The sequence below is a fragment of the Aeromicrobium camelliae genome, assembly GCF_003850045.1.
Taxonomy (GTDB): domain Bacteria; phylum Actinomycetota; class Actinomycetes; order Propionibacteriales; family Nocardioidaceae; genus Aeromicrobium; species Aeromicrobium camelliae.
On sequence record NZ_RQJX01000009.1, the window covers coordinates 89,711 to 113,894 of the forward strand.

General features: G+C 68.8%; 26 protein-coding genes and 1 tRNA gene. 2 read left to right on the top strand and 25 right to left on the bottom strand.

Going from position 1 to position 24,184, the window contains the following annotated elements:
• Nucleotides 1-19 precede the first annotated feature (19 nt).
• From EHW97_RS08345 to EHW97_RS15300, 22 genes are all read right to left on the bottom strand, one after another.
• Nucleotides 20-397 (bottom strand): F0F1 ATP synthase subunit epsilon, encoded by a 378-nt coding sequence (locus EHW97_RS08345; protein ID WP_124236714.1) that lies wholly within the window; start codon nt 395-397, stop codon nt 20-22.
• Nucleotides 397-1,839, bottom strand: coding sequence for a F0F1 ATP synthase subunit beta (atpD, locus tag EHW97_RS08350; RefSeq protein WP_124236715.1), 1,443 nt, complete (start codon nt 1,837-1,839; stop codon nt 397-399). Before atpD ends, EHW97_RS08345 begins: the two co-directional genes overlap by 1 nt.
• Before the next feature lie 5 nt (nt 1,840-1,844).
• The gene (locus EHW97_RS08355; RefSeq protein WP_124236716.1) at nt 1,845-2,783 is read right to left on the bottom strand and encodes a F0F1 ATP synthase subunit gamma; all 939 of its coding nucleotides are present in this window, start codon (nt 2,781-2,783) and stop codon (nt 1,845-1,847) included.
• A 2-nt stretch (nt 2,784-2,785) separates the two neighbouring features.
• Nucleotides 2,786-4,426, bottom strand: a complete 1,641-nt coding sequence (atpA, locus tag EHW97_RS08360) for a F0F1 ATP synthase subunit alpha (protein WP_124236717.1) — start codon at nt 4,424-4,426, stop codon at nt 2,786-2,788.
• Nucleotides 4,427-4,459: 33 nt separating this feature from the next.
• A complete protein-coding gene (locus EHW97_RS08365; RefSeq protein ID WP_124236718.1) occupies nt 4,460-5,260 on the bottom strand; it encodes a F0F1 ATP synthase subunit delta in 801 nt (266 codons plus the stop codon).
• Complete coding sequence (locus EHW97_RS08370) at nt 5,260-5,793, bottom strand: F0F1 ATP synthase subunit B (RefSeq protein ID WP_124236719.1); 534 nt, start codon at nt 5,791-5,793, stop codon at nt 5,260-5,262. Before EHW97_RS08370 ends, EHW97_RS08365 begins: the two co-directional genes overlap by 1 nt.
• A gap of 40 nt (nt 5,794-5,833) precedes the next feature.
• A complete protein-coding gene (locus EHW97_RS08375) occupies nt 5,834-6,019 on the bottom strand; it encodes a F0F1 ATP synthase subunit C (protein WP_208001963.1) in 186 nt (61 codons plus the stop codon).
• 130 nt (nt 6,020-6,149) lie between these two features.
• Nucleotides 6,150-6,944: a F0F1 ATP synthase subunit A gene (atpB, locus tag EHW97_RS08380; RefSeq protein WP_243696358.1), complete on the bottom strand. Its 795-nt coding sequence runs from the start codon at nt 6,942-6,944 to the stop codon at nt 6,150-6,152.
• Between the two features lie 84 nt (nt 6,945-7,028).
• Nucleotides 7,029-7,463 (bottom strand): Cg1360 family ATP-synthase-associated protein, encoded by a 435-nt coding sequence (locus tag EHW97_RS08385; RefSeq protein WP_124236720.1) that lies wholly within the window; start codon nt 7,461-7,463, stop codon nt 7,029-7,031.
• Nucleotides 7,460-8,581: an MraY family glycosyltransferase gene (locus EHW97_RS08390; protein WP_124236721.1), complete on the bottom strand. Its 1,122-nt coding sequence runs from the start codon at nt 8,579-8,581 to the stop codon at nt 7,460-7,462. The genes EHW97_RS08385 and EHW97_RS08390 overlap by 4 nt, the downstream gene beginning before the upstream one ends.
• Nucleotides 8,581-9,225, bottom strand: coding sequence for an L-threonylcarbamoyladenylate synthase (locus EHW97_RS08395; protein WP_124236722.1), 645 nt, complete (start codon nt 9,223-9,225; stop codon nt 8,581-8,583). Before EHW97_RS08395 ends, EHW97_RS08390 begins: the two co-directional genes overlap by 1 nt.
• A gap of 127 nt (nt 9,226-9,352) precedes the next feature.
• Entirely contained in the window at nt 9,353-9,850 is a 498-nt protein-coding gene (locus EHW97_RS08400) for a YqaA family protein (protein WP_124236723.1), read from the bottom strand.
• Nucleotides 9,847-10,434: a CDP-alcohol phosphatidyltransferase family protein gene (locus EHW97_RS08405; protein ID WP_124236724.1), complete on the bottom strand. Its 588-nt coding sequence runs from the start codon at nt 10,432-10,434 to the stop codon at nt 9,847-9,849. Before EHW97_RS08405 ends, EHW97_RS08400 begins: the two co-directional genes overlap by 4 nt.
• A 36-nt stretch (nt 10,435-10,470) precedes the next feature.
• The gene (gene prmC / locus EHW97_RS08410; RefSeq protein WP_124236725.1) at nt 10,471-11,304 is read right to left on the bottom strand and encodes a peptide chain release factor N(5)-glutamine methyltransferase; all 834 of its coding nucleotides are present in this window, start codon (nt 11,302-11,304) and stop codon (nt 10,471-10,473) included.
• Nucleotides 11,301-12,365, bottom strand: a complete 1,065-nt coding sequence (gene prfA, locus EHW97_RS08415; RefSeq protein WP_124236726.1) for a peptide chain release factor 1 — start codon at nt 12,363-12,365, stop codon at nt 11,301-11,303. The genes prmC and prfA overlap by 4 nt, the downstream gene beginning before the upstream one ends.
• A gap of 88 nt (nt 12,366-12,453) precedes the next feature.
• Nucleotides 12,454-12,660: a 50S ribosomal protein L31 gene (rpmE, locus tag EHW97_RS08420; RefSeq protein WP_121793116.1), complete on the bottom strand. Its 207-nt coding sequence runs from the start codon at nt 12,658-12,660 to the stop codon at nt 12,454-12,456.
• Between the two features lie 224 nt (nt 12,661-12,884).
• Nucleotides 12,885-14,774 carry a transcription termination factor Rho gene (gene rho / locus EHW97_RS08425; protein WP_124236727.1) on the bottom strand — a complete coding sequence of 630 codons (1,890 nt, stop codon included), beginning with the start codon at nt 14,772-14,774 and terminating at the stop codon, nt 12,885-12,887.
• Between the two features lie 222 nt (nt 14,775-14,996).
• Complete coding sequence (thrB, locus tag EHW97_RS08430) at nt 14,997-15,875, bottom strand: homoserine kinase (RefSeq protein ID WP_124236728.1); 879 nt, start codon at nt 15,873-15,875, stop codon at nt 14,997-14,999.
• Nucleotides 15,872-16,936, bottom strand: coding sequence for a threonine synthase (thrC, locus tag EHW97_RS08435; RefSeq protein WP_124236729.1), 1,065 nt, complete (start codon nt 16,934-16,936; stop codon nt 15,872-15,874). The genes thrB and thrC overlap by 4 nt, the downstream gene beginning before the upstream one ends.
• Complete coding sequence (locus tag EHW97_RS08440; protein WP_124236738.1) at nt 16,937-18,238, bottom strand: homoserine dehydrogenase; 1,302 nt, start codon at nt 18,236-18,238, stop codon at nt 16,937-16,939.
• Nucleotides 18,239-18,301: 63 nt separating this feature from the next.
• Nucleotides 18,302-19,657 (bottom strand): MFS transporter, encoded by a 1,356-nt coding sequence (locus EHW97_RS08445; protein WP_124236730.1) that lies wholly within the window; start codon nt 19,655-19,657, stop codon nt 18,302-18,304.
• Entirely contained in the window at nt 19,654-19,803 is a 150-nt protein-coding gene (locus EHW97_RS15300; protein WP_166367448.1) for a hypothetical protein, read from the bottom strand. The genes EHW97_RS08445 and EHW97_RS15300 overlap by 4 nt, the downstream gene beginning before the upstream one ends.
• 54 nt (nt 19,804-19,857) lie before the next feature.
• On the opposite strand from EHW97_RS15300, the gene soxR reads away from it, so the two are divergent.
• On the top strand, nt 19,858-20,346 hold the full coding sequence (gene soxR, locus EHW97_RS08450; RefSeq protein ID WP_124236731.1) for a redox-sensitive transcriptional activator SoxR: 489 nt from the start codon (nt 19,858-19,860) through the stop codon (nt 20,344-20,346).
• A 162-nt stretch (nt 20,347-20,508) separates the two neighbouring features.
• On the opposite strand, the gene lysA is transcribed toward soxR, so the two are convergent.
• From lysA to EHW97_RS08465, 3 genes are read right to left on the bottom strand one after another with little or no spacing between them, the layout of a single operon-like run.
• Nucleotides 20,509-21,906, bottom strand: a complete 1,398-nt coding sequence (gene lysA, locus EHW97_RS08455) for a diaminopimelate decarboxylase (protein WP_208001959.1) — start codon at nt 21,904-21,906, stop codon at nt 20,509-20,511.
• Complete coding sequence (argS, locus tag EHW97_RS08460) at nt 21,906-23,570, bottom strand: arginine--tRNA ligase (RefSeq protein ID WP_124236733.1); 1,665 nt, start codon at nt 23,568-23,570, stop codon at nt 21,906-21,908. The genes lysA and argS overlap by 1 nt, the downstream gene beginning before the upstream one ends.
• 20 nt (nt 23,571-23,590) lie before the next feature.
• Nucleotides 23,591-23,980, bottom strand: coding sequence for a response regulator (locus EHW97_RS08465; protein ID WP_124236734.1), 390 nt, complete (start codon nt 23,978-23,980; stop codon nt 23,591-23,593).
• Nucleotides 23,981-24,027: 47 nt separating this feature from the next.
• Between EHW97_RS08465 and EHW97_RS08470 the strand changes: the two genes are divergently transcribed.
• A tRNA-Arg gene (locus EHW97_RS08470) sits at nt 24,028-24,099 on the top strand.
• Nucleotides 24,100-24,184 lie beyond the last annotated feature (85 nt).

Genomic DNA, 24,184 nt, shown 5'->3' on the forward strand with positions numbered 1-24,184 from the left:
ATTCACTCCCTCGCCCAACTCAGGCCGCCTTACCGAGCAGGCGCAGCTTGACTTCGGCGCGATGACGCGCGTCGTCGTCGTCGGCCGCCTCGGCCTGGGCGAGCTCGTGGCGCACCTCGGCCTCGTCGATCTCCTCGAGCAGCCACGTGTCCTCGCTGAGGATCGACACGTGATCATCCGCCACGGAGAGGAACCCGTCCCCCACCGCGGCCTGGACGATCGGGCCCTCGATCGGCTTGATCATGACGACGCCCGGAACCAGCAGCGAGAGCAGCGGCGCGTGGCCGGCGAGCACGCCGAGGTCGCCCTCGGACGTGCGCGCGATGATCTCCGACGCCTCGCCGGACCAGACCACACGGTCGGCCGCGACGAGCTCGATCTGCAAGGGCCCCGCCATCAGGAGTTCTTCTGGATCTCGGCCCACTTCTTGTCGACGTCGTCCAGACCGCCGCACATGAAGAAGGCCTGCTCGGCCACGTGGTCGTACTCGCCGTCGCAGATCTTGGTGAAGGCGTCGATCGTCTCGTCGAGCGGGACGGTCGAGCCCTCGATGCCGGTGAACTGCTTGGCGACGTACGTGTTCTGGCTGAGGAAGCGCTGGATGCGACGAGCGCGCGACACGATCGTCTTGTCCTCTTCGCTCAGCTCGTCGACACCGAGGATCGCGATGATGTCCTGGAGCTCCTTGTTGCGCTGCAGGATCGACTTCACGCGCGTCGCGGTGGTGTAGTGATCCTGGCTGATGTAGCGCGGGTCCAGGATGCGCGACGTCGAGGTCAACGGGTCGACGGCCGGGTAGATGCCCATCGACGCGATCTCACGGTTGAGCTCGGTCGTGGCGTCCAGGTGCGCGAACGTCGTGGCCGGAGCCGGGTCCGTGTAGTCGTCAGCGGGCACGTAGATCGCCTGCATCGAGGTGATCGAGTGGCCGCGCGTCGACGTGATGCGCTCCTGCAGCACGCCCATCTCGTCGGCGAGGGTCGGCTGGTAGCCGACGGCCGAGGGCATGCGGCCCAGCAGCGTCGAGACCTCCGAGCCGGCCTGCGTGAACCGGAAGATGTTGTCGATGAACAGCAGCACGTCCTGCTTCTGAACATCGCGGAAGTACTCCGCCATGGTCAGGGCGGACAGGGCGACGCGAAGACGCGCTCCCGGGGGCTCGTCCATCTGACCGAAGACGAGCGCGGTCTGTCCGAGGACGCCCGCCTCCTCCATCTCGGCGATGAGGTCGTTGCCCTCACGCGTGCGCTCGCCGACGCCGGCGAACACCGAAACGCCGCCGTGGTCGCGGGCGACACGGGCGATCATCTCCTGGATCAGCACGGTCTTGCCGACGCCGGCACCACCGAACAGGCCGATCTTGCCGCCCTGCACGTACGGGGTCAGCAGGTCGATGACCTTGATGCCGGTCTGGAACATCTGCGTCTTGGACTCGAGCTGGTCGAACGCCGGAGCCTTGCGGTGGATGCCCCAGCGCTCCTCGACCTCGAAGGTCTCGCCCTCTTCGAGATTGAGCACGTCGCCGGTGGTGTTGAACACCTTGCCGAGCGTCGCGTTGCCCACGGGCACCGTGATCGGCTCCCCGGTGTCGATGACGGTGCTGCCGCGGACGACGCCGTCGGTGGGACGGAGGCTGATCGCGCGGACCATGCCGTCACCGATGTGCAACGCGACCTCGAGCGTGAGGGTCTCCTTCACACCCGCGACCTCGGTGTCGACCTTGAGCGCGTTGTAGATGTCGGGCATGGCGTCGGACGGGAACTCGATGTCGAGCACCGGACCGATCACCCGGGCGACGCGGCCCGTGGCGGTCTTCTTCTCTTCGACGGTGGCAGTCATGTCTCTCACTCACTCCCAGCGGCGTCGGCGAGCGCGTTCGCGCCACCCACGATCTCGCTGATCTCCTGGGTAATGCCAGCCTGGCGGGCCTGGTTGGCAATGCGGGTGTACTTCTGGATGAGGTCCTCGGCGTTGTCCGTCGCGGACTTCATGGCCTTCTGGCGCGCTGCCAGCTCCGAGGCCGCCGCCTGCAAGAGGCAGTAGTAGATCCGGCTGTGGACGTACTTGGGCAGCAGCGCGTCCAGCACCTCGTTGGTGCTCGGCTCGAACTCGTACAGCGGGAGCAGATCACCTTCGGCGGGCGGCTCAGTGCCCTCGACGACCTCCAGCGGGAGCAGACGGATCGTCGACGGCTCCTGCGTCAGCATCGACCGGAAGCGCGTGAACACGATGTGCAACTCGTCCACGGCGAGGCGCGGGTCCACCGCATCCTCGTCGGACTCGTCGGACTCGTCCGCCTGGAAGGCCGCGACGAGCGTGTTGCCGATCGTGCGTGCATCGTCGTACGTGGGCTTGTCCGAGAAACCGGTCCACGACTCGACGAAATCACGCTGCCGGAACTTGAAGTACGTCTCGGCCTTGCGTCCGGCGAGGTAGTAGTCGACCGACTTGCCCTCCCCGCGCAGCTTCTCGGCGAGGCGCTCGGCCTCCTTGAGCACGCTGGCCGAGTAGGCACCCGCCAGACCACGGTCGCTGGAGATGACCAGCACCGCGGCCCGGGTCGGGTTCTCCTTCTCGGTGGTCAGGGGGTGGTCGACGTCCGAGAACGTCGCCACCGCCGAGACCGCGCGAGTCAGCTCACGAGCGTACGGCGCTGCCGCCGCCGCCTGCTGCTGTGCCTTGATGATGCGTGAGGCGGCGATCAGCTCCATGGCGCGCGTGATCTTCTTCATCGACTGGGTCGACTTGATCTTCGCGCGGTATTCGCGGAGCGAAACGGCCATGCTCAGCCTCGCTTCTGCTTGACGATCTGCTCCTGCTCGACGTCCTCGTCGCCGAGTGCCTCGAACTCCTCGCGCCCGGCCTTGATCGAGTGACCCTCACTGGTCTCGAACTGGTCCAGGAACGAGTCGTACGCGGCTTCGAGAGCCTGCTCGCTGTCGTCCTCGAACTTGCCGCTCTCGCGGATCGCGTCCAGGACACCCGCGTGCGAGCGCTTGACGTAGTCGAGGAACTCCGTCTCGAAACGGTGCACGTCGGTGACAGGCACCGGGTCGAGCTTGCCCGTGGTGGCGGCCCAGATGGACACGACCTGCTGCTCCACCGGGAACGGCTGGTACTGGTCCTGCTTGAACAGCTCCATCAGGCGCTGACCGCGGGCCAGCTGCGCCTTCGAGGCGGCGTCGAGGTCGGACGCGAACATCGCGAAGGCCTCCATCGCCCGGTACTGGGCGAGCTCGACCTTGAGCGAGCCGGTGACGGCCTTCATCGACTTGGTCATCGCCGCACCGCCCACGCGCGACACCGAGATGCCGACGTCGACGGCCGGACGCTGGTTGGCGTTGAACAAATCCGACTGCAAGAAGATCTGACCGTCGGTGATCGAGATGACGTTGGTCGGGATGTACGCCGACACGTCGTTGGCCTTGGTCTCGATGATCGGCAGACCGGTCATCGAGCCCGCGCCGAGCTCGTCGCTCAGCTTGGCGCAACGCTCCAGGAGCCGGCTGTGCAGGTAGAACACGTCGCCGGGGTACGCCTCACGGCCCGGCGGGCGACGCAGCAGCAGCGACACGGCGCGGTAGGCCTCGGCCTGCTTCGACAGGTCGTCGAAGACGATCAGGACGTGCTTGCCCTGGTACATCCAGTGCTGGCCGATCGCCGAGCCGGTGTACGGGGCGAGGTACTTGAAGCCCGCCGAGTCCGACGCGGGGGCCGCGACGATCGTCGTGTACTCCAGCGCGCCCGCGTCCTCGAGCGCGCCGCGCACCGAGGCGATGGTCGAGCCCTTCTGGCCGATGCCGACGTAGATGCAGCGGACCTGCTTGCTCGGATCGCCGGTCTCCCAGAACTCCTTCTGGTTGATGATCGTGTCGATCGCGATGGCGGTCTTGCCGGTCTGGCGGTCGCCGATGATCAGCTGACGCTGACCACGACCGATCGGCGTCAGCGAATCGATCGCCTTGATGCCGGTCAGCAGCGGCTCGTGCACGCTCTTGCGCTGGACGACCGAGGGAGCCTGAAGCTCGAGGGCGCGGCGGCCTTCGGTCTCGATCTCGCCGAGACCGTCGATCGGGTTGCCGAGCGGGTCGACGACACGGCCGAGGTAGCCCTCGCCCACCGGCACGGAGAGAACCTCACCCGTGCGGCGGACCTGCTGGCCCTCCTCGATACCGGCGAAGTCACCCAGGATGACGACACCGATCTCGCGCACGTCGAGGTTCTGGGCGAGACCGAGGGTGCCGTCCTCGAACTCGAGCAGCTCGTTGGCCATGACCGAGGGAAGACCCTCGACGCGGGCGATGCCGTCACCGGCCTCCGCGACGATGCCGACTTCCTCGGCCTTGTCCGCGGTCGGCGAGTAGTCCGACACGAACTTCTGCAACGCGTCGCGGATCTCGTCCGGACGGATCGAGAGTTCCGTCATTTTGTGCCTGCCTTCTTGAGGTAGAGATCGGGGTTAGCCAGCGAGCGCCCGGCGGGCGGTCTCGAGGCGGGTGGACATCGTGGCGTCGACGACCTCGTCGCCCACGGTGACGGCGATGCCGCCCACGACGGCAGGATCGACGATCACGTTGAGCTGGACGTCGTTGCCGTACTTGCGCTGCAGGGCTGCGGCGAGCCGGTCGCGCTCGGAGGCATCGAGCTCGTACGCGACGCGCACCGTGGCGACCGTGCGACCACGACGCGCAGCGACGAGCCGGTCGAAGCGGCGGAGCACCTTCTCAAAGGAGCCCGTGCGGCCCACGGATGCCTGCTGCAGGACGGCGAGCGTCTCGTCGGTCACCTTGCCGCCGAAGACCTCCGTGAGCAGCTGCTTCTTCAGCGACGCGGGCGCCGCCTTGTCGCTGACCGCCCGGCGCAGGCCCATGTCGTCGATGACGACCTGGCCGGCCTCGAACAGCTCGTTCTCGAACCGCTCTGCGATTCCAGCATTTTCAGCGGCTCGCACATAGGCCACGATACCGGCCTGCTCCAAGCCGTCGGTGAAGTCGCGGCCAGCGGCCCACCGTCCGGCAACGGCCGCGTCGAGCACCTTCTCGGTGTCAGACGAGACCTTGCCGCCGAAGATCGACCGGACGAGGGCCTGCTTCGCCTCGGTCGCCGTCGACGGGTCGGTCAGGACCCGGCGCAGCGCCGGTGCCCGATCGATCGCGTCGACCACGGTGAAGAGCTGGGAGCCGAGATCACGGGCGTCGCCCTGGGCCGCGTCGACCGCGGCCAGGACGGCGTCCAGCGATGTCGCTGACGTTCCGCGCATCAGTTGGCTGACCCCTCGAGCTCGTCGATGAACCGGGCCACCGTGCGCTTCTGACGGTCATCATCGGCGAGGGACTCCCCCACGATGCGACCGGCCAGCTCGGTGGCCAGGGCGCCGACCTCGCTCTTGAGCTGAGCCACCACCTGGGCGCGCTCGGCCTCGATCTGCGCGTGCGCGGTCGACGTGATGCGCTCGGCCTCGGCCTGAGCCTGAGCCCGCATCTCGGCGATGATCTGGGCGCCCTGCTCCTTGGCCTCCTCGCGGATCGCCGCCGCCTCGTGGCGGGCGTCCGCGAGCTGCGCGGTGTACTGCTCGAGTGCGGCCTTGGCCTCGTTCTGTGCCTGCTCGGCCTCGGCGATGCCCCCCTCGATCGCGGCGGTCCGCTCGGCGTACGCCTTCTCGAAGCGCGGGACCACGAACTTGGCGATCGCGGCGACGAGCAGGAGGAAGACGACCGCGCCCAGAACGATCTCGACGGTATGCGGGACGAGCGGATTCGGCTCGCCGGCGGCCGCCATGAGCGATTCGGACATGCTGCTCCTTGGTGTTAGTACGCCAGTCGGTCGCCGGCGATCAGATCACGAACGCGAGGGCGATACCGATGATGGCGAGAGCCTCGGCGAGGGCGAAGCCCAGAATGGCGATCGGCTGCAGACGGGACTGCGCCTCGGGCTGACGGGCGACGCCGTTGATGTACGCGGCGAAGATCAGACCCACGGCGACGGCCGGACCGATGGTCGCGAGACCGTAGCCGAGCATGTTGAGGGAGCCTTCCACGGCTTTTCCTTTCGTCGTGACGCTCCAAGCGTCTGTTCTGGACCCGAGCGGTCCGGGAATGGTGGGACGTATTCAGTTGTGCCGCTCCGTGGCCGGAGCGAAGTCTGGTGGCTCAGTGCTCGTCGGCGAGCGATTCCCCGAGGTAGGTGGCCGTCAGCAGGGTGAAGACGTACGCCTGCAGGAACATGATCAGCAGCTCGAGGACGGTGACGGCGCCGAACATCACGAACGACAGCACGCCGGCGACGCCGTTGATGAGGCTCGTGGACTCGAAGAGCAGGTATTCGCCACCGAAGGCGAACAGCATGAGCAGCAGGTGACCGGCGAACATGTTGGCGAACAGACGCAGCGAGAGCGTCGCCGGCCGCACCAGGATGTTCGACAGGAACTCCAGCGGCATGATGATCACGAGGACCGGGCCCTTGACGCCGGTGGGGATCGTGACGTGCTTGAGGTAGCCGAGGAAACCGTGCTTGCCGATGCCCACGCCGATGTAGAGGACCCATGTCAGCAGTGCCAGACCCAACGGGAAGCCGAAGTGCGACATCGTGGGGTACTGGATGAACGGGATGAGGCCGAAGTAGTTGTTCACTGCGATGAACAGGAACAGCGAGAACAGGTACGGCACGAACTTCATGAAGTGCTCGGAGCCGATGCTCTCGCGGGCGATGCCATTGCGCACGAACCCGTAGACGTACTCGCCCGCGAATTGCAAACGCCCGGGCACAACGGCGGCCGGGCGAGCAGCGAGATAGGTGAAGGCGAAGACGAGGATCGCGGCGAGCACGACGAGAACCATCGGCTTGGTGACCTCGCCGAACAACGGCGGCAAGTGGAAATCGGCGGGTCCGGGCGGGGCGAACCCTTCACCGCCGGAAGCGGCGCTGATCACGGTCGCGATCGTCAAGTCGTCAATCCTTCTGTGGCGCGGTTGCGTGGCGAACCGCCTGGGCTTGCGTCACGGGAGCACAGTGCGCGGGAGAGACGCCGCTCACTGCCCCTCCAACTTATCAGGGGCACTGTCAGGGTCGTCAGGCAGGTCGAAGGTCGGCACCCTCGCGCGGGTGTCGTCAATGGTGCGGGTCACGAGCCAGACGATGGTGGCGACGATGACCGTACCACTCAGGATGACCCGGTCAAGTGGTCCAGCGGGACGCGTGAAGTCCTGAAGGACGATGAACAGCGCCAGCAGCGCCGCGATCTTGGTCAGGTAGAACAGCATCGACGTGGCCATCGACGCGTGCGGCAGCACCTTGACCATGGGCCCGAGCACTGCCGCGGTCGAGCCGAGGAAGACGATGACGACGGCACCGCCGACGAGCGCCGAGACGGCCCCCGCCGGTCCGCTGCGGCTCGCTCCCACGGCAGCACAGACGGCGATCACCACCAGGGCGACGGCAGCCGTGATCCGGCGCGGTCCGCTCATTTCCAGACCTTCGCCTCGAAGCGCGGCAGCAGCACGATGGCGGCAGCGACGAGCGCCGTCAGCAGGCCGAACACGGCCACGAGCTGCCATCCGCTGAACAGGCTGAAGATCACCACGCCGAACGCCACGAGCGCCGCCGCCGCGTACATCAGCAGCACGGCGCGCCGGTGCGAGTGGCCGATCTCGAGCAGACGATGGTGCAGATGCATCTTGTCGGGGCTGAAGGGCGAACGGCCGGCGCGCGTACGCCGGATGACGGCGAGGCCCATGTCGACGAACGGGATGGACACGATCGCGAACGGCAGGATGAGCGGGAGGAACGCCGCGACGAAGCTGGCGTCCGATCCCCCGATCCCCTCTGAGATGCTCGTCGCGGGGAACTGCCCGGTGAGGCTGATGGCCGAACAGGCCAGGACGAAGCCGATCAGCATCGAGCCCGAGTCGCCGATGAACATCCGCGCCGGGAAGAAGTTGTGCGGCAGGATGCCGAGGCACACGCCGGCGAGACCGGCGGTCAGCAGTGCCGAGGACATCGCCCTCGACTCGCCGTTCTCGACCGCCAGAACGAAGGCGTAAGTGAAGAACGCGATGGCCCCGATACCGACGATGCCGGCCGCGAGACCGTCGAGCCCGTCGACGAAGTTGACCGCGTTCACCGTGGCGACGATCAGCAGGACGGTCAAGATCATCGCCTGGAACTGATCGAGGCCGAAGTAGGTGCCCGGCAGCGGCAGGTAGACGAACTGCACGCCCATGGCCACGACGACGACACCGGCGAACACCTGGCCTGCGAACTTGCTGAGCGCGTCGAGCTCGAAGACGTCGTCGACGATGCCCACGGCGCAGATGAGCGCTCCGCCGACGATCACCGCGCGGACGTCTTCGAACACCGTCGCGTCGCCGCGCGAGAGGAAGGGCAGGTGCGTCGCGACGAGGTAGGCCGCCACGAGGCCGCCGAGCATCGCCGGACCCCCGAAGTACGGCATCGGGACCGCGTGCACGTCCCGCTCCCGGACACGGGCGACGGCGCCGAGCGTATGGGCCGACTGCCGGGCGATCGACGCCAGCAGGTACGTGACGCCGAGAGCGATGCCGAAGACGACGAGGTACTCGCGCACTACTCCCCCGCTGCCGGTTCGATGGTGTTGTTGAACTCGTGCAGTCGCTCCAGCGGAAGGGCGCCTTGCCGCAGGATACGCGGCGTGGTCCCGGTGATGTCGAGGATCGTCGAGGGCACGGCATCCCCGGAGGGCCCTCCGTCGAGATACACCGCGACGCTGTCGCCCAGCATCTCCTGCGCCTCCTCGACGGTAGTCGCCGCCGGTTCTCCGGTGCGGTTGGCGCTGCTCACGGCGAGCGGTCCGGTGACATCCAGCAGACGTCGGGCCCGCTCGTCGCCCGGCACGCGGACGGCGACGGTGCCGTGCGTCTCGCCGAGGTCCCAGGTGAGTGACGGCTGGGCGCGGAGTACGACCGTGAGGGCGCCCGGCCACAGTTCATCGAGCATCCGGCGTAGCCATCCGGGGATGTCGATGGCAAGGGCGTCGAGCGTTCCGACGCGGCCGATCAGGACCGGCGGAGGCTTCTGCCGGGTCCGCCCCTTCGCTTCGAGCAGCCGCTGCACCGCGGCCGGAGCGAAGGCGTTGGCACCGACGCCGTACACGGTGTCCGTCGGCAGCACCACCAGGTGGCCGTCGCGGACGGCGCGTTCGGCCGCGGCGATACCGGCCTCGAGGTCCTGCGTCAGATCGTGAATTCTCACGCGGGCCAGCGTAGTCGCCGCCGCCGCACCCGCGTGCCCCGGACGCGGCACGCCCCCGCCGCGACCGCCCGCCGACCGGCATGCCGGCGCGAACAGCGGCGGGACGGCGGGTGGGGCGCCGGGCCCGTCAATGGGCCGCGAGGGCGATGGGCACGGCGACCACCGCGAAGCGGGCGAGCCTGCCGACGAAGACCGCGATGCCGAACAGCACGATGTTCTGGCGGGCGACTCCGGCCATGACGGCGACGACGAACAACGGCGGGATGCCGATCGACGCCGCCAACAGAATCGTCAAGGGGCCGAGGCGCGAGTCGCCGAGCCAGGCCATGAGCAGGTCGCTCGTCTGGCGAAGCCACAGTTTGAACCGCGTCGTCGGCATCGGCTTGTCGTCGCCGTTGAGCGCCTTGCCGACGCCGAACCTCTCCGAGCCGCGACTGGCGAGCACGAAGAGGATGAGCTTGCCGGCGACGGTCCCGACCGCCATCGCCAGGACGGCCATGGCGGCCACGTGCGGCTGCGTCGCGGCGGCGACGACGCCGACGTACAGCTCGGAGTTGAACAGCGGGATGATCGAGGACAGCACACCGAAGCCCAGCGCGCTGAGCACGGTGAGGAGATCGGTCACGCCACCGTCTCTCGGTGGGTGCTCAACCGGGCCACCCGCACCGCGCTCGCGATCTTGACGGCCAGTTGCGCGATGACGATCACGAGGGCGAGCCACAGGTTGCCGATGACGACGGCGACGACGATGCCCACATTGTTGAGCGCCTTGGCCGGGTGCGACCAGTTGTAGCGGAACACCGTCTGGTCGACGCGCCCGAAGTAGTTGGGGCTGACGATCGGCCACAGCAGGAACGCCAGCGACAACACGTTGTCGACGACCATGAAGTTCAGGAGGAAGATCGCGATCGGCACCGCCAAGTGCGGCTGTTCGAGGACGAGACCGCAGGCGAGGATCGCCGTACAGAGCCGGTCGCTGCAGATGTCGAAGACGGCCCCGGCCCGCGTCTCCTGGCCCAGCACACGGGCGAGCAAGCCATCGAGGCTGTCCCCGAGCCAGTAGGTCAGATAGCCCGCGATGAGCCACGGAACGCGGTCATCGACGCCGAGTGCGATGAGGCCGAGCGCGGTGGCTGCCACCGTCCGCACGATCGTGACGAGGTTCGGGATCGTCTTGAACGGCCCCGGACCGGGCAACTGCGCGCTCACGCGTCAACCCTACGCTGCGGCCTCCGCCCGCCGACGTCAGCCCGGCTTTCGTGCCGTCACGAAGCGCGGACGACCGGCGAGATCGAGGTGATCGTGGATATCGGTCCATCGCCCGGCGAAAACGCCCGGAGCCGTCTGCCCTTGAGCGTCGGCGTGCTCGGCGCCCACCACGCCCCCGGGCTTGAGCAGACGCCAGGCCACGTGCTCGAGCACGCGCATCGCGTCGAGGCCGTCGTCACCGGACCAGAGCGCGAGCTCCGGGTCGTGGTCGCGCGCCTCGGGAGCGACGCTCTCCCAGGCCTCGAGAGGAATGTAGGGCGGATTGGCCACCACGACGTCGACGGACCCGTCGAGGTCGGTGAAGGCGTCGGCCATGTCCCCCTGGCGCAGATCGACCCCGGTGCCGTCGAGATTGCGTTGCGCCCAGCCGAACGCCAGCTCGTCGAGCTCGACCGCGTGAACGCGGGCGTGCGGCACCTCGTGGACGATCGACAGCGCGATCGCTCCCGATCCGGTGCAGAGATCGACGACGACGGGCCGCTCCTGCGGCGAAGCCGCCTCGATCGCCCAGCCGGCCAGCAGCTCGGTCTCGGGGCGCGGAACGAACACGCCCGGGCCGACCTCGAGGTCGACGTAACGAAAGCCCGCGCTGCCGGTGAGATGCTGCAGGGGAACGCGCCGCGCCCGCGCATCGACGAGTTCGGCGAAGCTGCGTCGCTGCACGTCATCGAGTCGGGCCGCCACCACGAGCAGCGCGCGCGGTACGCCGGTGACGTGGCTGAGCAGCAGTTCGGCGTCGACCCGCGGCGAGGCGACGCCCGCCTCGGCCAATTGCTGGGTCGCCTGCTCCAGGAGTGCCTTGGTGGTCACTCCGCCGACTCCAGCGAGGCCAGCCGTTCGGCGAGATCGGCGTCGACGAGCGAGGCGATGACGTCGTCGAGCGCCCCGTCCATCACCTGGTCGAGGTTGTACGCCTTGAACCCGGTGCGGTGGTCGGAGATGCGGTTCTCCGGGAAGTTGTAGGTGCGCACACGTTCGGAACGGTCGACGGTGCGGACCTGCGACTTGCGCACGTCCGCGGCTTCGGCGTCGGCGGCGGCCTGGGCGGCGTCGAGCAGTCGCGACCGCAGCACGCGCAGTGCCTGCTCCTTGTTCTGCAGCTGGCTCTTCTCGTTCTGCATGCTCACGACGATGCCGGTCGGCAGGTGGGTGATGCGCACGGCCGAATCCGTCGTGTTGACGCTCTGACCGCCCGGACCGGAGCTGCGGAACACGTCGATCCGCAGGTCGTTGTCGTGGATCTCGACGTCGATCTCCTCGGCCTCGGGAAGCACGAGCACGCCGGCGGCCGAGGTGTGGATGCGGCCCTGCGACTCGGTCACGGGGACGCGCTGAACCCGGTGAACACCGCCCTCGAACTTCAGCAGCGCGTACGGCGCCTCCCCCGGCTCGGGGGTGCCCTTCGCCTTGACCGCGACGGTCACCGACTTGTACCCGCCGAGCGCGGACTCTGTCGCGTCGAGAATCTCGGTGCGCCACCCACGCTGCTCCGCGTAGCGGGTGTACATGCGCAGAAGGTCACCGGCGAACAACGCCGACTCCTCGCCGCCCTCGCCGCCCTTGATCTCGAGGATGACGTCCTTGCCGTCGGAGGGATCGCGCGGGACGAGGAGCCGCTGCAGGCGCTCCTCGAGTTCGGGGATGCGCTGCTCGAGATCGCCGACCTCGTCGTCGAGGCCGAGTTCGCGCGCCGCCTCGAGGTCGTCGGAAGCCTGCTGCCACTCGCGGTAGGTCCGCACGATCGCCGTCAGCTCCGCGTACCGCTGCCCGAGCTTCTTCGCGCGCGCCGGATCGGCGTGCACGGCCGGATCGGCCATCGCGCTCTCCAGCTCGCGATGCTCGCGGACCAGCGACTCCACCGCCTCGAACACACCGGCTCCTTACTCGATCGATCCTCGGGTTCGTCCTGAACACAGGAGAACGCCGGCCCTGCGGTGCAGGACCGGCGTTCTGACGGCGTTACTTCTTGCCGTAGCGCTTCTCGAAGCGAGCGACGCGTCCGCCGGTGTCGAGGATCTTCTGCTTGCCCGTGTAGAACGGGTGGCAGGCCGAGCAGACGTCGGCACGCAGGGTGCCCTCGGTCGCGGTGCTGCGCGTGGTGAACGTGTTGCCGCAGGTGCAGGTCACCTGGGTCTCCACGTACTCGGGGTGGATGCCTTGCTTCATGGTGGGTCCTCTCGTCAGGTCGCTGGGTCGGACCACGGCGCAGTCCGTGAACCAGAACCAAGGGGCAATTCTGCCAGTTGCTTCTCGTACAACCAACTTCGGGCCCGCCTTGTTCCCGGGCGCCGATGACCAGGAGATGGAGGACATCTGCGCCCTGCGGGGAGCTTCGCTGTCAGCTGGTGACTGCGAAGCTCCCCCAGGGGCCCGTCGTCAGTGAGGGACGCTCAGTCGTCGCCGTTGCTGGCGCCGCCGGGCATCGTCTTGTTGATCTGCATGAGGAACTCGACGTTGCTCGAGGTCTTCTTGAGCTTGTCGAGCACGAGCTCGAGTCCCTGCTGACCTTCCAGGCCCGACAACACACGACGCAGCTTCCACACGATCGCGAGTTCGTCCTTGGCCATGAGGAGTTCCTCGCGGCGGGTGCTCGAGGCGTCGACGTCGATCGCCGGGAAGATGCGCTTCTCGGCGAAGTCGCGACGCAGGCGCAGCTCCCAGTTGCCGGTGCCCTTGAACTCCTCGAAGATCACCTCGTCCATGCGCGAGCCGGTCTCGACGAGCGCAGTGGCGAGGATCGTCAGCGAGCCGCCGTCCTCGATGTTGCGCGCAGCGCCGAAGATCTTCTTCGGCGGGTACAGCGCCGAGGAGTCGACACCGCCGGACATGATGCGTCCGGAGGCGGGCGCGGCGAGGTTGTAGGCACGGCCCAGGCGCGTGATGCCGTCGAGCAGCACGACGACGTCGTGACCGAGCTCGACGAGACGCTTGGCGCGCTCGACGGCCAGCTCGGCGACCGCGGTGTGGTCCGAGGCCGGACGGTCGAAGGTCGAAGCGATGACCTCACCCTTGACGGTGCGCTGGAAGTCGGTGACCTCCTCGGGGCGCTCGTCGACGAGCACGATCATGAGGTGGCACTCGGGGTTGTTCGCGGTGATCGCGTTGGCGACCTGCTGCATCGTCATCGTCTTACCGGCCTTGGGCGGCGAGACGATGAGGCCGCGCTGGCCCTTGCCGATGGGCGAGACGAGATCGATGACGCGGCCGGTGAGTCCGCCCGCCTCGCTCTCGAGGCGCAGACGCTCCGACGGGTAGAGCGGCGTCAGCTTGCCGAAGTCGACGCGACGCTTGCCCTCCTCGGGGTCCATCCCGTTGACCGAGTCGATCTTGACCATCGGGTTGAACTTCTCCTTGCGCTCGCCCTCGCGGGGCTGGCGCACCTGGCCGACCACGGCGTCACCGCGGCGCAGGCCGAGCCGGCGCACGAGCGACATGGAGACGTAGACGTCGTTCTCGCTGGGCAGGTAGCCGGTGGTGCGGACGAACGCGTAGTTGTCGAGGATGTCGAGGATGCCCGCGGCGGGCACCAGGACGTCGTCCTCGGTGAACGTGGGCTCGGCCTCCATGCCGCGGTTGTTGCCGCGCCCGCGACCACGACGGTTGCGCCGGCGGTTGCCCCCGGCGTTGTCGTCGTCACGGTTGTCGTTGCGCTGGTTCCCGCGGTTGTCGTTGCGCTGGTTCCCGCGGTTGTCGTTGCCGCCACGGTTGTCGTCGCGCTGGTTGCCGCGGTTGTCGTTGCCGCCACGATCGCGCTGATCGTTCTTACCGTCGGACTTCGACTTGTCGTCACGGTCGTTCTTGTCGCCGCGGTCGTTCTTGTCGCCGCGATCGTTCTTGTTCTTGTCGTTGCGGTCGCCGTCGTGCTTCTTGGCGTCGGCGCCCTTGTCGTTCTTGTCGCTCTTGACCTCGGTCGCGTCGGCGGGCTGCGCCGTGGCGGAGGAATCATCGGCCGCGGCCGGCGCGTCCGTGGCGGCGGGATCGGCCTGCGAGGCGGAGCGGCGGGAGCGGCGCTTCGGCGCGGCCTCCTGCTGCGTCTCGGCCGTGCCGGACTCATGGGCGGCGGGAGCAGCGGCAGCGGGCTTCTCGGCCTTGGGGGCCTCTCCACGCGCTTCCTTGATGGCGTCGATGAGCTGGCCCTTGCGCATCTTCGAACCGTCGATGCCCAAGCCCGCGGCGATCTCCTGCAGTTCGGCGAGCACCTTGCCGCCGAGGGAGCCTCCGGACTTGCGCGCCGGCTTCTTCGGCGCGGCTTCGGTCTCGGTGGTGCTGGTTTCAGTCACTCGGTTTCAATCCTTCTGGACAGCCACGAACCCATTGGCTCGGTATGGAAAGCACCACGACCCGAGCGGATTCTCAACATGGGCGGGCCCGCATCTGACGGGCACTGAGAGTGGCATGGCGTCGGGGAGAAGACTTCTCGACTCCGACGTACACCACTGTAACACCCCGACTCGACGGAGTATTTCCTCCGGGGTGGCACTTTCGCGTGTCGCGGCCGAGCGTCAGCCGACGATGTGGGTGCCGAGCTTCGACACACCGAGTTCGTGAACGCTCCAGCCGTCCGGCGCGGCGTCGCCGATACCGTGCGTGAACGCGAGCACGCTGGGGCCGGCACCCGAGATGACCGCCGGGATTCCCTCGACCCGCAGCTGACGCAGCAGCTTGTACGACCCGGGCATGGCGTCAGCACGGAACGATTGGTGCAGCCGGTCCTCGGTCGCCGAGATCAACCGGGACGGATCGTCGCGCAGGGCGGCGATGAGCAGCGCCGCGCGGCCCACATTGAAGGCGGCGTCGGCGTGCGACACCTCGCTCGGGAGCAGGCCGCGAGCCGTGTGCGTCGGCACCGGCTCTTGGGGGACGAAAACGGTCACGTCGACGTCGACGTCGAGCCGCACCGCCTCCGCGGCCGCCCCGTCGATCCACGCGATCGCCAAGCCGCCCGACAAGGCGGCCGCGACGTTGTCCGGGTGACCTTCGAGATCCGTCGCCAGCTGCAGGACCGCCCGGTCGTCGAGACGATCGTGTCCGCCCTCGACGAGCGCGCGGGCCAGCACGATGCCGGCGCTGATCGCCGCCGCGGACGAACCGAGACCGCGACCGTGGGGAATGACGTTCTCGCACGTCAGCCGCAGCCCGGGGGGCGTCTCGCCCAGCAGGTCGAACGCGGAGGACATGGCGCGGTACAGCAGATGGGAGGCGTCACGCGGGACGTCCTGCGCACCTTCACCGCGGACGTCGATCGTCAGGCCCTCCCCCGCGACCTCGGCAGTGACCGTGTCGCGCAACGTCAGCGCGAGACCCAGCGCGTCGAAGCCCGGGCCGAGGTTCGCGCTCGTGGCCGGCGCCTGCACGGTGACGGGATGCTGGACGAAGCTCATGCCAACCCCGCCACCTCGGCCGCGGCCTCGACGCTGGGATCGATGACGTCGTCGACGATGGACTCGATCCGCGACAGCGGGGTGTCGATGTCCTTGAGCCCGTGACCGGTCACCGTGATGGTGATCGTCTGGCCGGTCGCAACCTCACCGGCGCGGGCGGCGGCGAGAAGTCCCGCGACGCCCGCAGCCGAGGCAGGCTCGACGAAGACGCCCTCGTGGGCACCGAGTTCGCGCTGGGCGTCGAGGATCTGCTCGTCCGTCACGGCGTCGATGCGGCCGCCGGACTCGTCACGCGCGGCCTCGGCGAGAGACCAGGACGCCGGGTTGCCGATGCGGATCGCGGTGGCGACGGTGTCGGGCTCGCGCACGATCTCGCCGCGCACGAGCGGGGCCGCTCCCGCGGCCTGGAATCCCCACAGCGCCGGGCGATGGTCGGCGACGCCGGCATCGGCGTACTGGCGGAACCCCATCCAGTAGGCCGAGATGTTGCCGGCGTTGCCGACCGGGAGGACGTGGATGTCGGGCGCCTTGCCGAGCACATCGACGATCTCGAACGCGGCGGTCTTCTGTCCCTCCAACCGCACCGGATTGACGGAGTTCACCAGAGCGACCGGGTAGTCCTTGGCCAGCGCACGCGACACCTGGAGGCACTCGTCGAAGCCGCCGCGGACCTGGATGATGTCGGCGCCGTGCATGACCGCCTGCGCCATCTTGCCGGCGGCGATCTTGCCGTGCGGCACCAGGACGATCGGGGTGAGCCCGGCCCGTGCCGCATACGCGGTCATCGACGCCGAGGTGTTACCGGTCGATGCGCACACCACGGCCTTCGCGCCCTCACCGGCCGCGACCGAGATCGCCGCGGTCATGCCGCGGTCCTTGAAAGAGCCGGTCGGGTTGTCGCCCTCGACCTTGATGAACACGTCGCCGCGCACGATCTCGGAGAGCCACGACGAATGCACGAGCGGCGTGCCGCCTTCACCGAGGGTGATGGTCGGCGTCGCATCGGTGACCGGGAGCCACTCGCGATACTCGGTGATGACTCCGCGCCACGGCTGCGCCATTCAGGACACTCCTTCCACGCGCATGACGGACGACACGCCTCGCACCATGTCGAGCTCGCGCACGTCGGCCACGGTCGCCGACAGCGCGGCGTCCTCGGCCTCGTGCGTGACCACGACCAGCTGCGCATCGCCGCCGTGGCCTTCCTGACGAACGGTCTTGATCGAGACGTCGTGCGCCGCGAACGCCTGCGCGACGGCCGAGAGGACGCCCGGACGGTCGTCGACGTCGATCGCGACGTGGTAGCGGGTACGGGCTCGCCCGATCGGCACGATCTCGAGGCTGGCGTGCGCGGACTCGCCCACGCCGCTGATTCCGGCGAGCCGGTGCTGGGCCACGGTCACCACGTCGCCGAGGACGGCGCTCGCGGTGGGAGCTCCACCGGCACCCGGCCCGTAGAACATGAGCTGTCCGGCGCCCTCGCTCTCGACGAAGACGGCGTTGTACGCGCCCCGCACGCTCGCGAGCGGATGCGACGTGGGGATCATCGCCGGATGAACCCGGGCCGATACGGCGCCCTCGGCGTCCAGCTCGCAGATCGCGAGCAGCTTGACCACCGATCCGATCTCCTCGGCGGAGCGGACGTCGGCGGCGGTGACCTCGGTGATGCCCTCACGGTGCACGTCGGAGATCGTGACGCGGGTGTGGAAGGCCAGACCGGCGAGGATCGCCGCCTTCGCGGCCGCGTCGAAGCCCTCGACGTCCGCTGTCGGGTCGGCCTCGGCGTAGCCGAGGCGCTGGGCTTCGTCGAGCGCGTCGGCGAATCCGGCGCCCGTCGTGGACATGGCGTCGAGGATGAAGTTGGTCGTGCCGTTGACGATCCCGAGCACCCGCGTGACTCGGTCGCCGGCGAGGGACTCGCGCAACGGGCGGACGATCGGGATCGCCCCGGCCACGGCGGCCTCGTAGTAGAGGTCGCGCTCGGCCTTGGCTGCCGCTTCGTACAGGGTCTCTCCGTCCTCGGCGAGCAGCGCCTTGTTGGCGGTGACGACCGAGGCGCCGTGCTCGAGCGCGGCGAGGATGAGCTCGCGCGCGGGCTCGATGCCGCCGATCACCTCGATCACGACGTCGACGTCGCCTCGGGTGACGAGTCCCATCGCGTCCGTGGTGAACAGTTCCTCGGGGACGTCCAGGTCACGACGGCGGCCGGCACGGCGCACGGCGATGCCGACGAGTTCGACGGGGGCACCGATGCGGCGGGCGAATTCCTCGGCGTCGCTCGTGAGGACCCGGGCCACTTCGGTGCCGACGACACCGCACCCGAGCAGGGCGATGCGCAGAGGGCGGCGGTCCGCGAGAGGCATACTGGTCACCTGCTCAGCCTATCGGCGTCGTCGTGAGCGCCGACGCCATGTCCCGACCCGCGGTCAACGACTCTCGTCGGGGCCGACACGCGTCGCCACCGGCACGGCGACGACGGCGACCACAGCGGCGATCGCGAAGACGCCGACGAACGGAGTGGCACCGCCCTGCGCGAGCAGGGCGGCGAAGACACCGCTGCACACGGCGATGACCAATGCCTGCAGCACCGCATCACTCGTCTGCATCGAGGCGCTGTTGCGTCCCTGAGTGTCCGGGGTCGACAGGTCGAGCACGAGGACGCTGAGCGTCGGCATCGCCATTCCCATCCCGAGACCGCCGAAGGCCCACCCGGCCGCGATCACGGCGATCGGGACCGCGTCGATCACGACGGCTGACGCGGCGACGACGGCGACCACCACCGCGGCCGCACCCACCACGACGCGACGGCGGCGCGAGCGCCACCACCTCGAGCGAGTCGACCACCACGAGCCTGCGAACCACAGAACCGCGGTCGCGGTGAGGAACAGTCCGGCGACGGTCGGTGACAATCCTCTGAGTTGGACGAGCCCAAGCGGCACGAAAGACTCGGCCACGAAGAAGGCGGTACTCGTGAGGCTGCGAGTGGCGATGACCGACGGCAGGCCCGGACGCGCGCGGAACGTCCCGGGCGGAAGGAGCGCGACGACCGAGGCGAGCGCGACCACCGCGCCGCCGAGGACGAGGAGCGGCCACCAGGCGACGGTGCGCTGACCGCCGATCGTCACCGCGAACACCGAGGCCGCGACCACGAGCGAGCGCCACACGCGCCCACGATCCGCCACGACCGAGGCGTCGCCGTGGGACGTGGCGAGCGCCGGACGCAGCAGGGCAAGGGCGACGAACGCAAGCACCGGCACGCCGAGGAACACCCATCGCCACCCCACATGCTCCGCGACCGTCCCGGCGACGGCCGGACCGACGACGGCCGGTAGCACCCACGCGCTGGTGAGCACCACGAACGCGCGCGGTCGAAGTTCGGGCGGAAACGTACGCCCGACGAGCACGTAGAGCGCGACACCGATCAGTCCGCTGCCGACGCCCTGCACCGCACGCCCGACGACGAACTGCGTCATCGTCGAGGCGACTCCGGCGACCACCAGGCCGAGCGCGAAGACGAGCACACCGGCGACCATCACGGGGGCGTGGCCGTACCGGTCGCAGCACCAGGCGGCCACGGTCATCGCCGCCACGGCCGTCGCGGCCGGCGCGGCGAAGGACACCGCGTACAACGACAGACCGTCGAGGTCGTCGGCGACGATCGGCAACGCCGTGGCGACGGCCAAGGACTCGAACGCGACGAGGAACGCGGTGGTGAACAGGCCGGCCACAGCGGCGCTCAATCCGGCGGTCCGCCACGAGACGCCCGACTCGACCGCCGTCATCGCACGACCCGCGCCAAGGCCGCATCACGCAGCGCCTCCCGCACGCAGCGGGCGTGCTCGACGTCGCGCAGGGGCGCGGCGGAGGGCCTGTCGTTCGTGGTCGGGAGGGCGAGGACGGCGAGTACTGCGAGCCATGAGATCGTCATGACACTGATCGAACAACCTCAAGTAAGGTTGAGGTCAATTCGAAGGAGGGTGACGTGTCTCACCGCGCATTACGCAGCCATGCCCTCGGTCCGGGCGAGGTCGCCCGCCGTACCGGCGTGGCCGTCTCGACGCTGCACTACTACGAGCGCGAAGGACTGATCAGCAGCGAGCGCACCGCGGGGAATCAGCGGCGGTATCACCGGGACGTTCTACGCCGCGTCGCCTTCATCCGCGTCTCCCAGAGCGTCGGCATCTCCTTGACCCGCATCCGCCAGGCGCTGAGCACGCTGCCGGAGGATCACTCCCCCACGAAGGCCGACTGGGCGCGCTTGAGCCGTTCCTGGCGCGACGAACTCGACGAGAGGATCGCCGGCCTCCAGCGTCTGCGCGAGCAGCTCGACGGCTGCATCGGGTGCGGATGCCTGTCCCTCAAGTCCTGCAGCCTCTACAACCCCGACGACCGCCTCGCCGCCGAAGGTCCCGGCCCCCGCCGCATGCCACCCGCACAGACGCTCAGGAACGAGTCGTTGGTGGTCGAGTAGGAAGGTCGCTCAGCGACCGACCGCATCGAGACCACATTGCCTCATGGTCTCGCTCCGTGGCGGCTACGCCCTTACTGCCACGGCTCCATTGCTCCCTCGTCGCTCGGTCGCTACTCGACCACCTGACCCGGCAGCCGGTCGCTCGTTTCGGGTCCTGGGAGTTCAGCCGAGGTCGAGGGCGAGGAGGTCGTCCTCGGTCTCGCGACGCAACAGGAGGCGTGCCTCGCCGTCGCGCACGGCGACGACCGCCGGGCGCGGCACGTGGTTGTAGTTGTTGGCGAGCGAGCGGCAGTACGCCCCCGTGCCAGGCACGGCGAGGAGATCACCGGGCGCGACGTCGGCCGGCAGGTACTCGTCCTTGACGACGATGTCCCCGCTCTCGCAGTGCTTGCCGACCACGCGGCTGAGCACGGGCTCCGCCGTCGACTCGCGCGAGGCGAGGGTGCAGGAGTAGTCCGCGCTGTAGAGCGCAGGCCGGATGTTGTCGCTCATGCCGCCGTCGACGGCCACGTAGTGACGCGCCCCGCCCCCGTCGAGCGCGACCCGCTTGGTCGTGCCGATCTCGTACAGCGTGAACGTCGAGGGCCCGGCGATCGCGCGGCCAGGCTCGATCGACAGGCGCGGAACGTCCACGCCGAGTGCTGCGCACTCCCCCTCGACGATCCCGCGCATGCCGCGCGCCAGCGTCTCCGGGCTGCTCGGATCGTCCTGCGTGGTGTACGCGATGCCGAATCCGCCGCCGAGGTCGAGCTCGGGCGCGACCACCCCGAGCTCGCTCGCGATCTGCGCGTGCAGTCGCAGCACGCGCCGCGCCGCCACCTCGAAACCGTCGGTGACGAAGATCTGCGAGCCGATGTGCGAGTGCAAGCCGAGGAAGTTGAGACCCTCGTCGGCGAGGATGCGCCGCACGGCTTCCATAGCGTCGCCGCCGGCGATCGAGAAGCCGAACTTCTGATCCTCGTGCGAGGTGGAGATGTACTCGTGCGTGTGTGCCTCGACGCCCGCGGTGACGCGCACCATCACCGGTGCGCGCACGCCCAGCTCGCCGGCCAACGCGCCGAGCCTGCCGATCTCCTCGAAGGAGTCGACGATGATCCGGCCGACGCCCACTTCAAGCGCGCGACGCAGTTCGGCCACGGACTTGTTGTTGCCGTGCAGACCGATGCGCTCGGGCGGGAACTCCGCGCGCAACGCGACGGCGAGCTCACCGCCGGTGCACACGTCGAGGTTCAGCCCCTCCTCGGCGATCCACCGGGCGGCTGCCACTGACAAGAACGCCTTGCCCGCGTAGTACACGTCAGCGCCGGCGAAGGCCTCGCGGAAAGACCGGGCGCGGTGACGGAAGTCCGCCTCGTCGAGCACGTACAGCGGCGTGCCGAACTCACGGGCGAGTTCGTCGACGCCGACGCCTGCGACCGTCACGACGCCGTCGCTCTTGGCGACGTTCTCGGCCCACAGCGAGGGCACGAGCGCGTTGACGTCCTCGGGGTGGCGCAACCACGCGGGACCGCGATCTCCGGCCTGCCCGTGCAGGGCACCTGCTTCGTGTGCGCGCATCATCACATCCGATCAGGGGCCGAGACGCCGAGCATCGTCAGCCCGTTGGCGACGACCTGGCGGGTGGCGGCGACGAGGACGAGGCGAGCGCGGTGGACGTCGCTGATCTCCTCGTCACCCTGGGGCAGCACCCGGCAGGTGTCGTAGAACTTGTGGAAGGCCGAGGCGGTGTCCTCGAGGTACCGCGCGATCCGGTGCGGTTCGCGCAGCTCAGCAGCCTGCGCGACGACCCGCGGGAACTCCGCGAGCGACCGCAGCAGGTCACCCTCGCGCTCGGTGGAGAGCTGCGAGGGGTCGAACCGCTCGAGATCGAAGACGAGGCCGAGATCCGCGGCGTTGCGGACGATCGACGCGAGACGCGCGTGCGCGTACTGCACGTAGTAGACCGGGTTGTCGTTGCTCTTGCGCGTCATCTCGGCGACGTCGAGGGTCAGTGGCGAGTCGGCCGGATACCGGATCAGCGTGTATCGCAGCGCGTCCACGCCGATGAGGTCGATGAGCTCGCGCAGGGACACGATCGTGCCGGCGCGCTTGCTCAACTTGAGCTCCTGCCCGTTCGACAGGATCTTGACCAACTGGCCGATGAGGATCTCGATCTGCTCGCCGGGGGTGTCGCCGACGCACGCGGCCATGGCCGACAGCCGCCCCACGTAGCCGTGGTGGTCGGCGCCGAGCAGGTAGAGGCACTGGTCGAAGCCGCGTTCGCGCTTGTTGACGTAGTACGCCGTGTCCGAGGCGAAGTAGGTGAGTTCGCCGTTGGAGCGGACGAGCACCCGGTCCTTGTCGTCGCCGAAGTCGGTGGTGCGCATCCACGTCGCCCCGTCGGACTCGAACAGGCGGCCCTGCTCGCGCAGGCGCTTCATGCCGTGTTCGACGGCGTCGGACTCGTGGAGCGACCGCTCGGAGAACCAGACGTCGAAGACGGTGCGGAACTCCTCCAGCTCGCTGCGCTGCTCGGCGAGCTGCATCGCGTAGCCCTCCTCGCGGAACGCCAGCAGCTGCTCGTCCTCCGGCAGTTCGAGGATGCCCGGGTGCGCGGTGACGACCTGCGCGGCGAGGTCGGCGACGTACGCACCGTGGTAACCGTCCTCCGGCGGCTCATGCCCGAGAGCGCGGGCGCGCAGCGAGGCACCGAACTTGTCCATCTGCGACCCGCGGTCGTTGATGTAGAACTCGTTGGTCACCTCATTGCCTGCGGCACGGAGTACGCGCGAGAGGGCGTCGCCCACGGCCGCCCACCGCGTATGACCGAGGTGGAGTGGGCCGGTGGGGTTGGCGCTGATGAACTCGAGATTGATCCGGCGGCCCGTCGACTCCGCTGCGTGACCGTAGGACTCCCCGGCCTCGAGCACGTGCCGGGCGACGTCGCCCTGCGCACCGGCGGCCACCCGGATGTTGAGGAATCCCGGTCCCGCGACCTCGGCGCTAGCGATGCCGTCGGAGACGCTCAACCGGTCGGCGAGCAGTTCTGCGATCTCGCGCGGCGGCCGTCCCGCCTTCTTGGTCAGCTGCATCGCGACGTTGGTGGCGTAGTCGCCGTGCTCCTTGACCTTGGGTCGCTCGACGCGCACGGAGGCGGGGACGCCGTCGCTCAGCGTGAGCGAGGAGTCGTCGACGAGGGACTGCAGGGCAGCGACGATTGCCGCGGAAAGCTGGTCGGGAGTCACCGTCCCAGCCTACCGACGCGTCACCTGCGCTCGGCCTGTCGGTCGGCGATGACGCGCTCGATCGTGGCGACGAGCGCGTCGGGGTGGAACGGCTTGGTGACGTACGCGTCGACCCCGGCACGCCCGGCGCGCGCGACGTCGTACTGCTGACCCTGGGTGGTGACCATCACGATGCCCAGCTCGCGGCAACGCTCGTCCGCACGGATGCGCTCGACCGCGGTCACTCCGTCCATGCGCGGCATCATCATGTCCATCGTCACGGCATCGGGCAGCGGATCGCAGGCCGCGAGCATGTCCAGCGAGTCCTGACCGTCGAACGCCTCGATCACACGATGACCCGCCAACTCGAGGTTGGTCCGGATCAGGAAGCGGATCGACGGGGTGTCGTCGACCACGAGCACGGTGGCCACGGCACCACGCTAGCGGAGCATGCGGTAGGCTCGCTGACGCGATATCGGCCCCCGTAGCTCAGGGGATAGAGCACCGCCCTCCGGAGGCGGGAGCGCAGGTTCGAATCCTGCCGGGGGCACCCTGTGATGTCTCAGGACATCTGCAAGGTCCGAACCTACGGAAGTGGGTTCGGACCTTGTTGTTTTTGGGGCTGGTAGTCCCGT

Excerpts from the sequence above, each read along its gene's own strand:
- EHW97_RS08445 (WP_124236730.1), bottom strand. The coding sequence starts at position 19,657 with ATGACGGCGGTCGAGTCGGGCGTCTCGTGGCGGACCGCCGGATTGAGC.
- EHW97_RS08365 (WP_124236718.1), bottom strand. The coding sequence starts at position 5,260 with ATGCGCGGAACGTCAGCGACATCGCTGGACGCCGTCCTGGCCGCGGTC.
- rpmE (WP_121793116.1), bottom strand. The coding sequence starts at position 12,660 with ATGAAGCAAGGCATCCACCCCGAGTACGTGGAGACCCAGGTGACCTGC.
- EHW97_RS08370 (WP_124236719.1), bottom strand. The coding sequence starts at position 5,793 with ATGTCCGAATCGCTCATGGCGGCCGCCGGCGAGCCGAATCCGCTCGTC.
- thrC (WP_124236729.1), bottom strand. The coding sequence starts at position 16,936 with ATGGCGCAGCCGTGGCGCGGAGTCATCACCGAGTATCGCGAGTGGCTC.
- EHW97_RS08385 (WP_124236720.1), bottom strand. The coding sequence starts at position 7,463 with ATGAGCGGACCGCGCCGGATCACGGCTGCCGTCGCCCTGGTGGTGATC.
- atpD (WP_124236715.1), bottom strand. The coding sequence starts at position 1,839 with ATGACTGCCACCGTCGAAGAGAAGAAGACCGCCACGGGCCGCGTCGCC.
- EHW97_RS08355 (WP_124236716.1), bottom strand. The coding sequence starts at position 2,783 with ATGGCCGTTTCGCTCCGCGAATACCGCGCGAAGATCAAGTCGACCCAG.
- thrB (WP_124236728.1), bottom strand. The coding sequence starts at position 15,875 with ATGAGCTTCGTCCAGCATCCCGTCACCGTGCAGGCGCCGGCCACGAGC.
- EHW97_RS08440 (WP_124236738.1), bottom strand. The coding sequence starts at position 18,238 with ATGCCTCTCGCGGACCGCCGCCCTCTGCGCATCGCCCTGCTCGGGTGC.
- EHW97_RS08375 (WP_208001963.1), bottom strand. The coding sequence starts at position 6,019 with ATGCTCGGCTACGGTCTCGCGACCATCGGTCCGGCCGTCGCCGTGGGT.
- EHW97_RS08345 (WP_124236714.1), bottom strand. The coding sequence starts at position 397 with ATGGCGGGGCCCTTGCAGATCGAGCTCGTCGCGGCCGACCGTGTGGTC.
- EHW97_RS15300 (WP_166367448.1), bottom strand. The coding sequence starts at position 19,803 with ATGACGATCTCATGGCTCGCAGTACTCGCCGTCCTCGCCCTCCCGACC.
- lysA (WP_208001959.1), bottom strand. The coding sequence starts at position 21,906 with ATGATGCGCGCACACGAAGCAGGTGCCCTGCACGGGCAGGCCGGAGAT.
- atpA (WP_124236717.1), bottom strand. The coding sequence starts at position 4,426 with ATGACGGAACTCTCGATCCGTCCGGACGAGATCCGCGACGCGTTGCAG.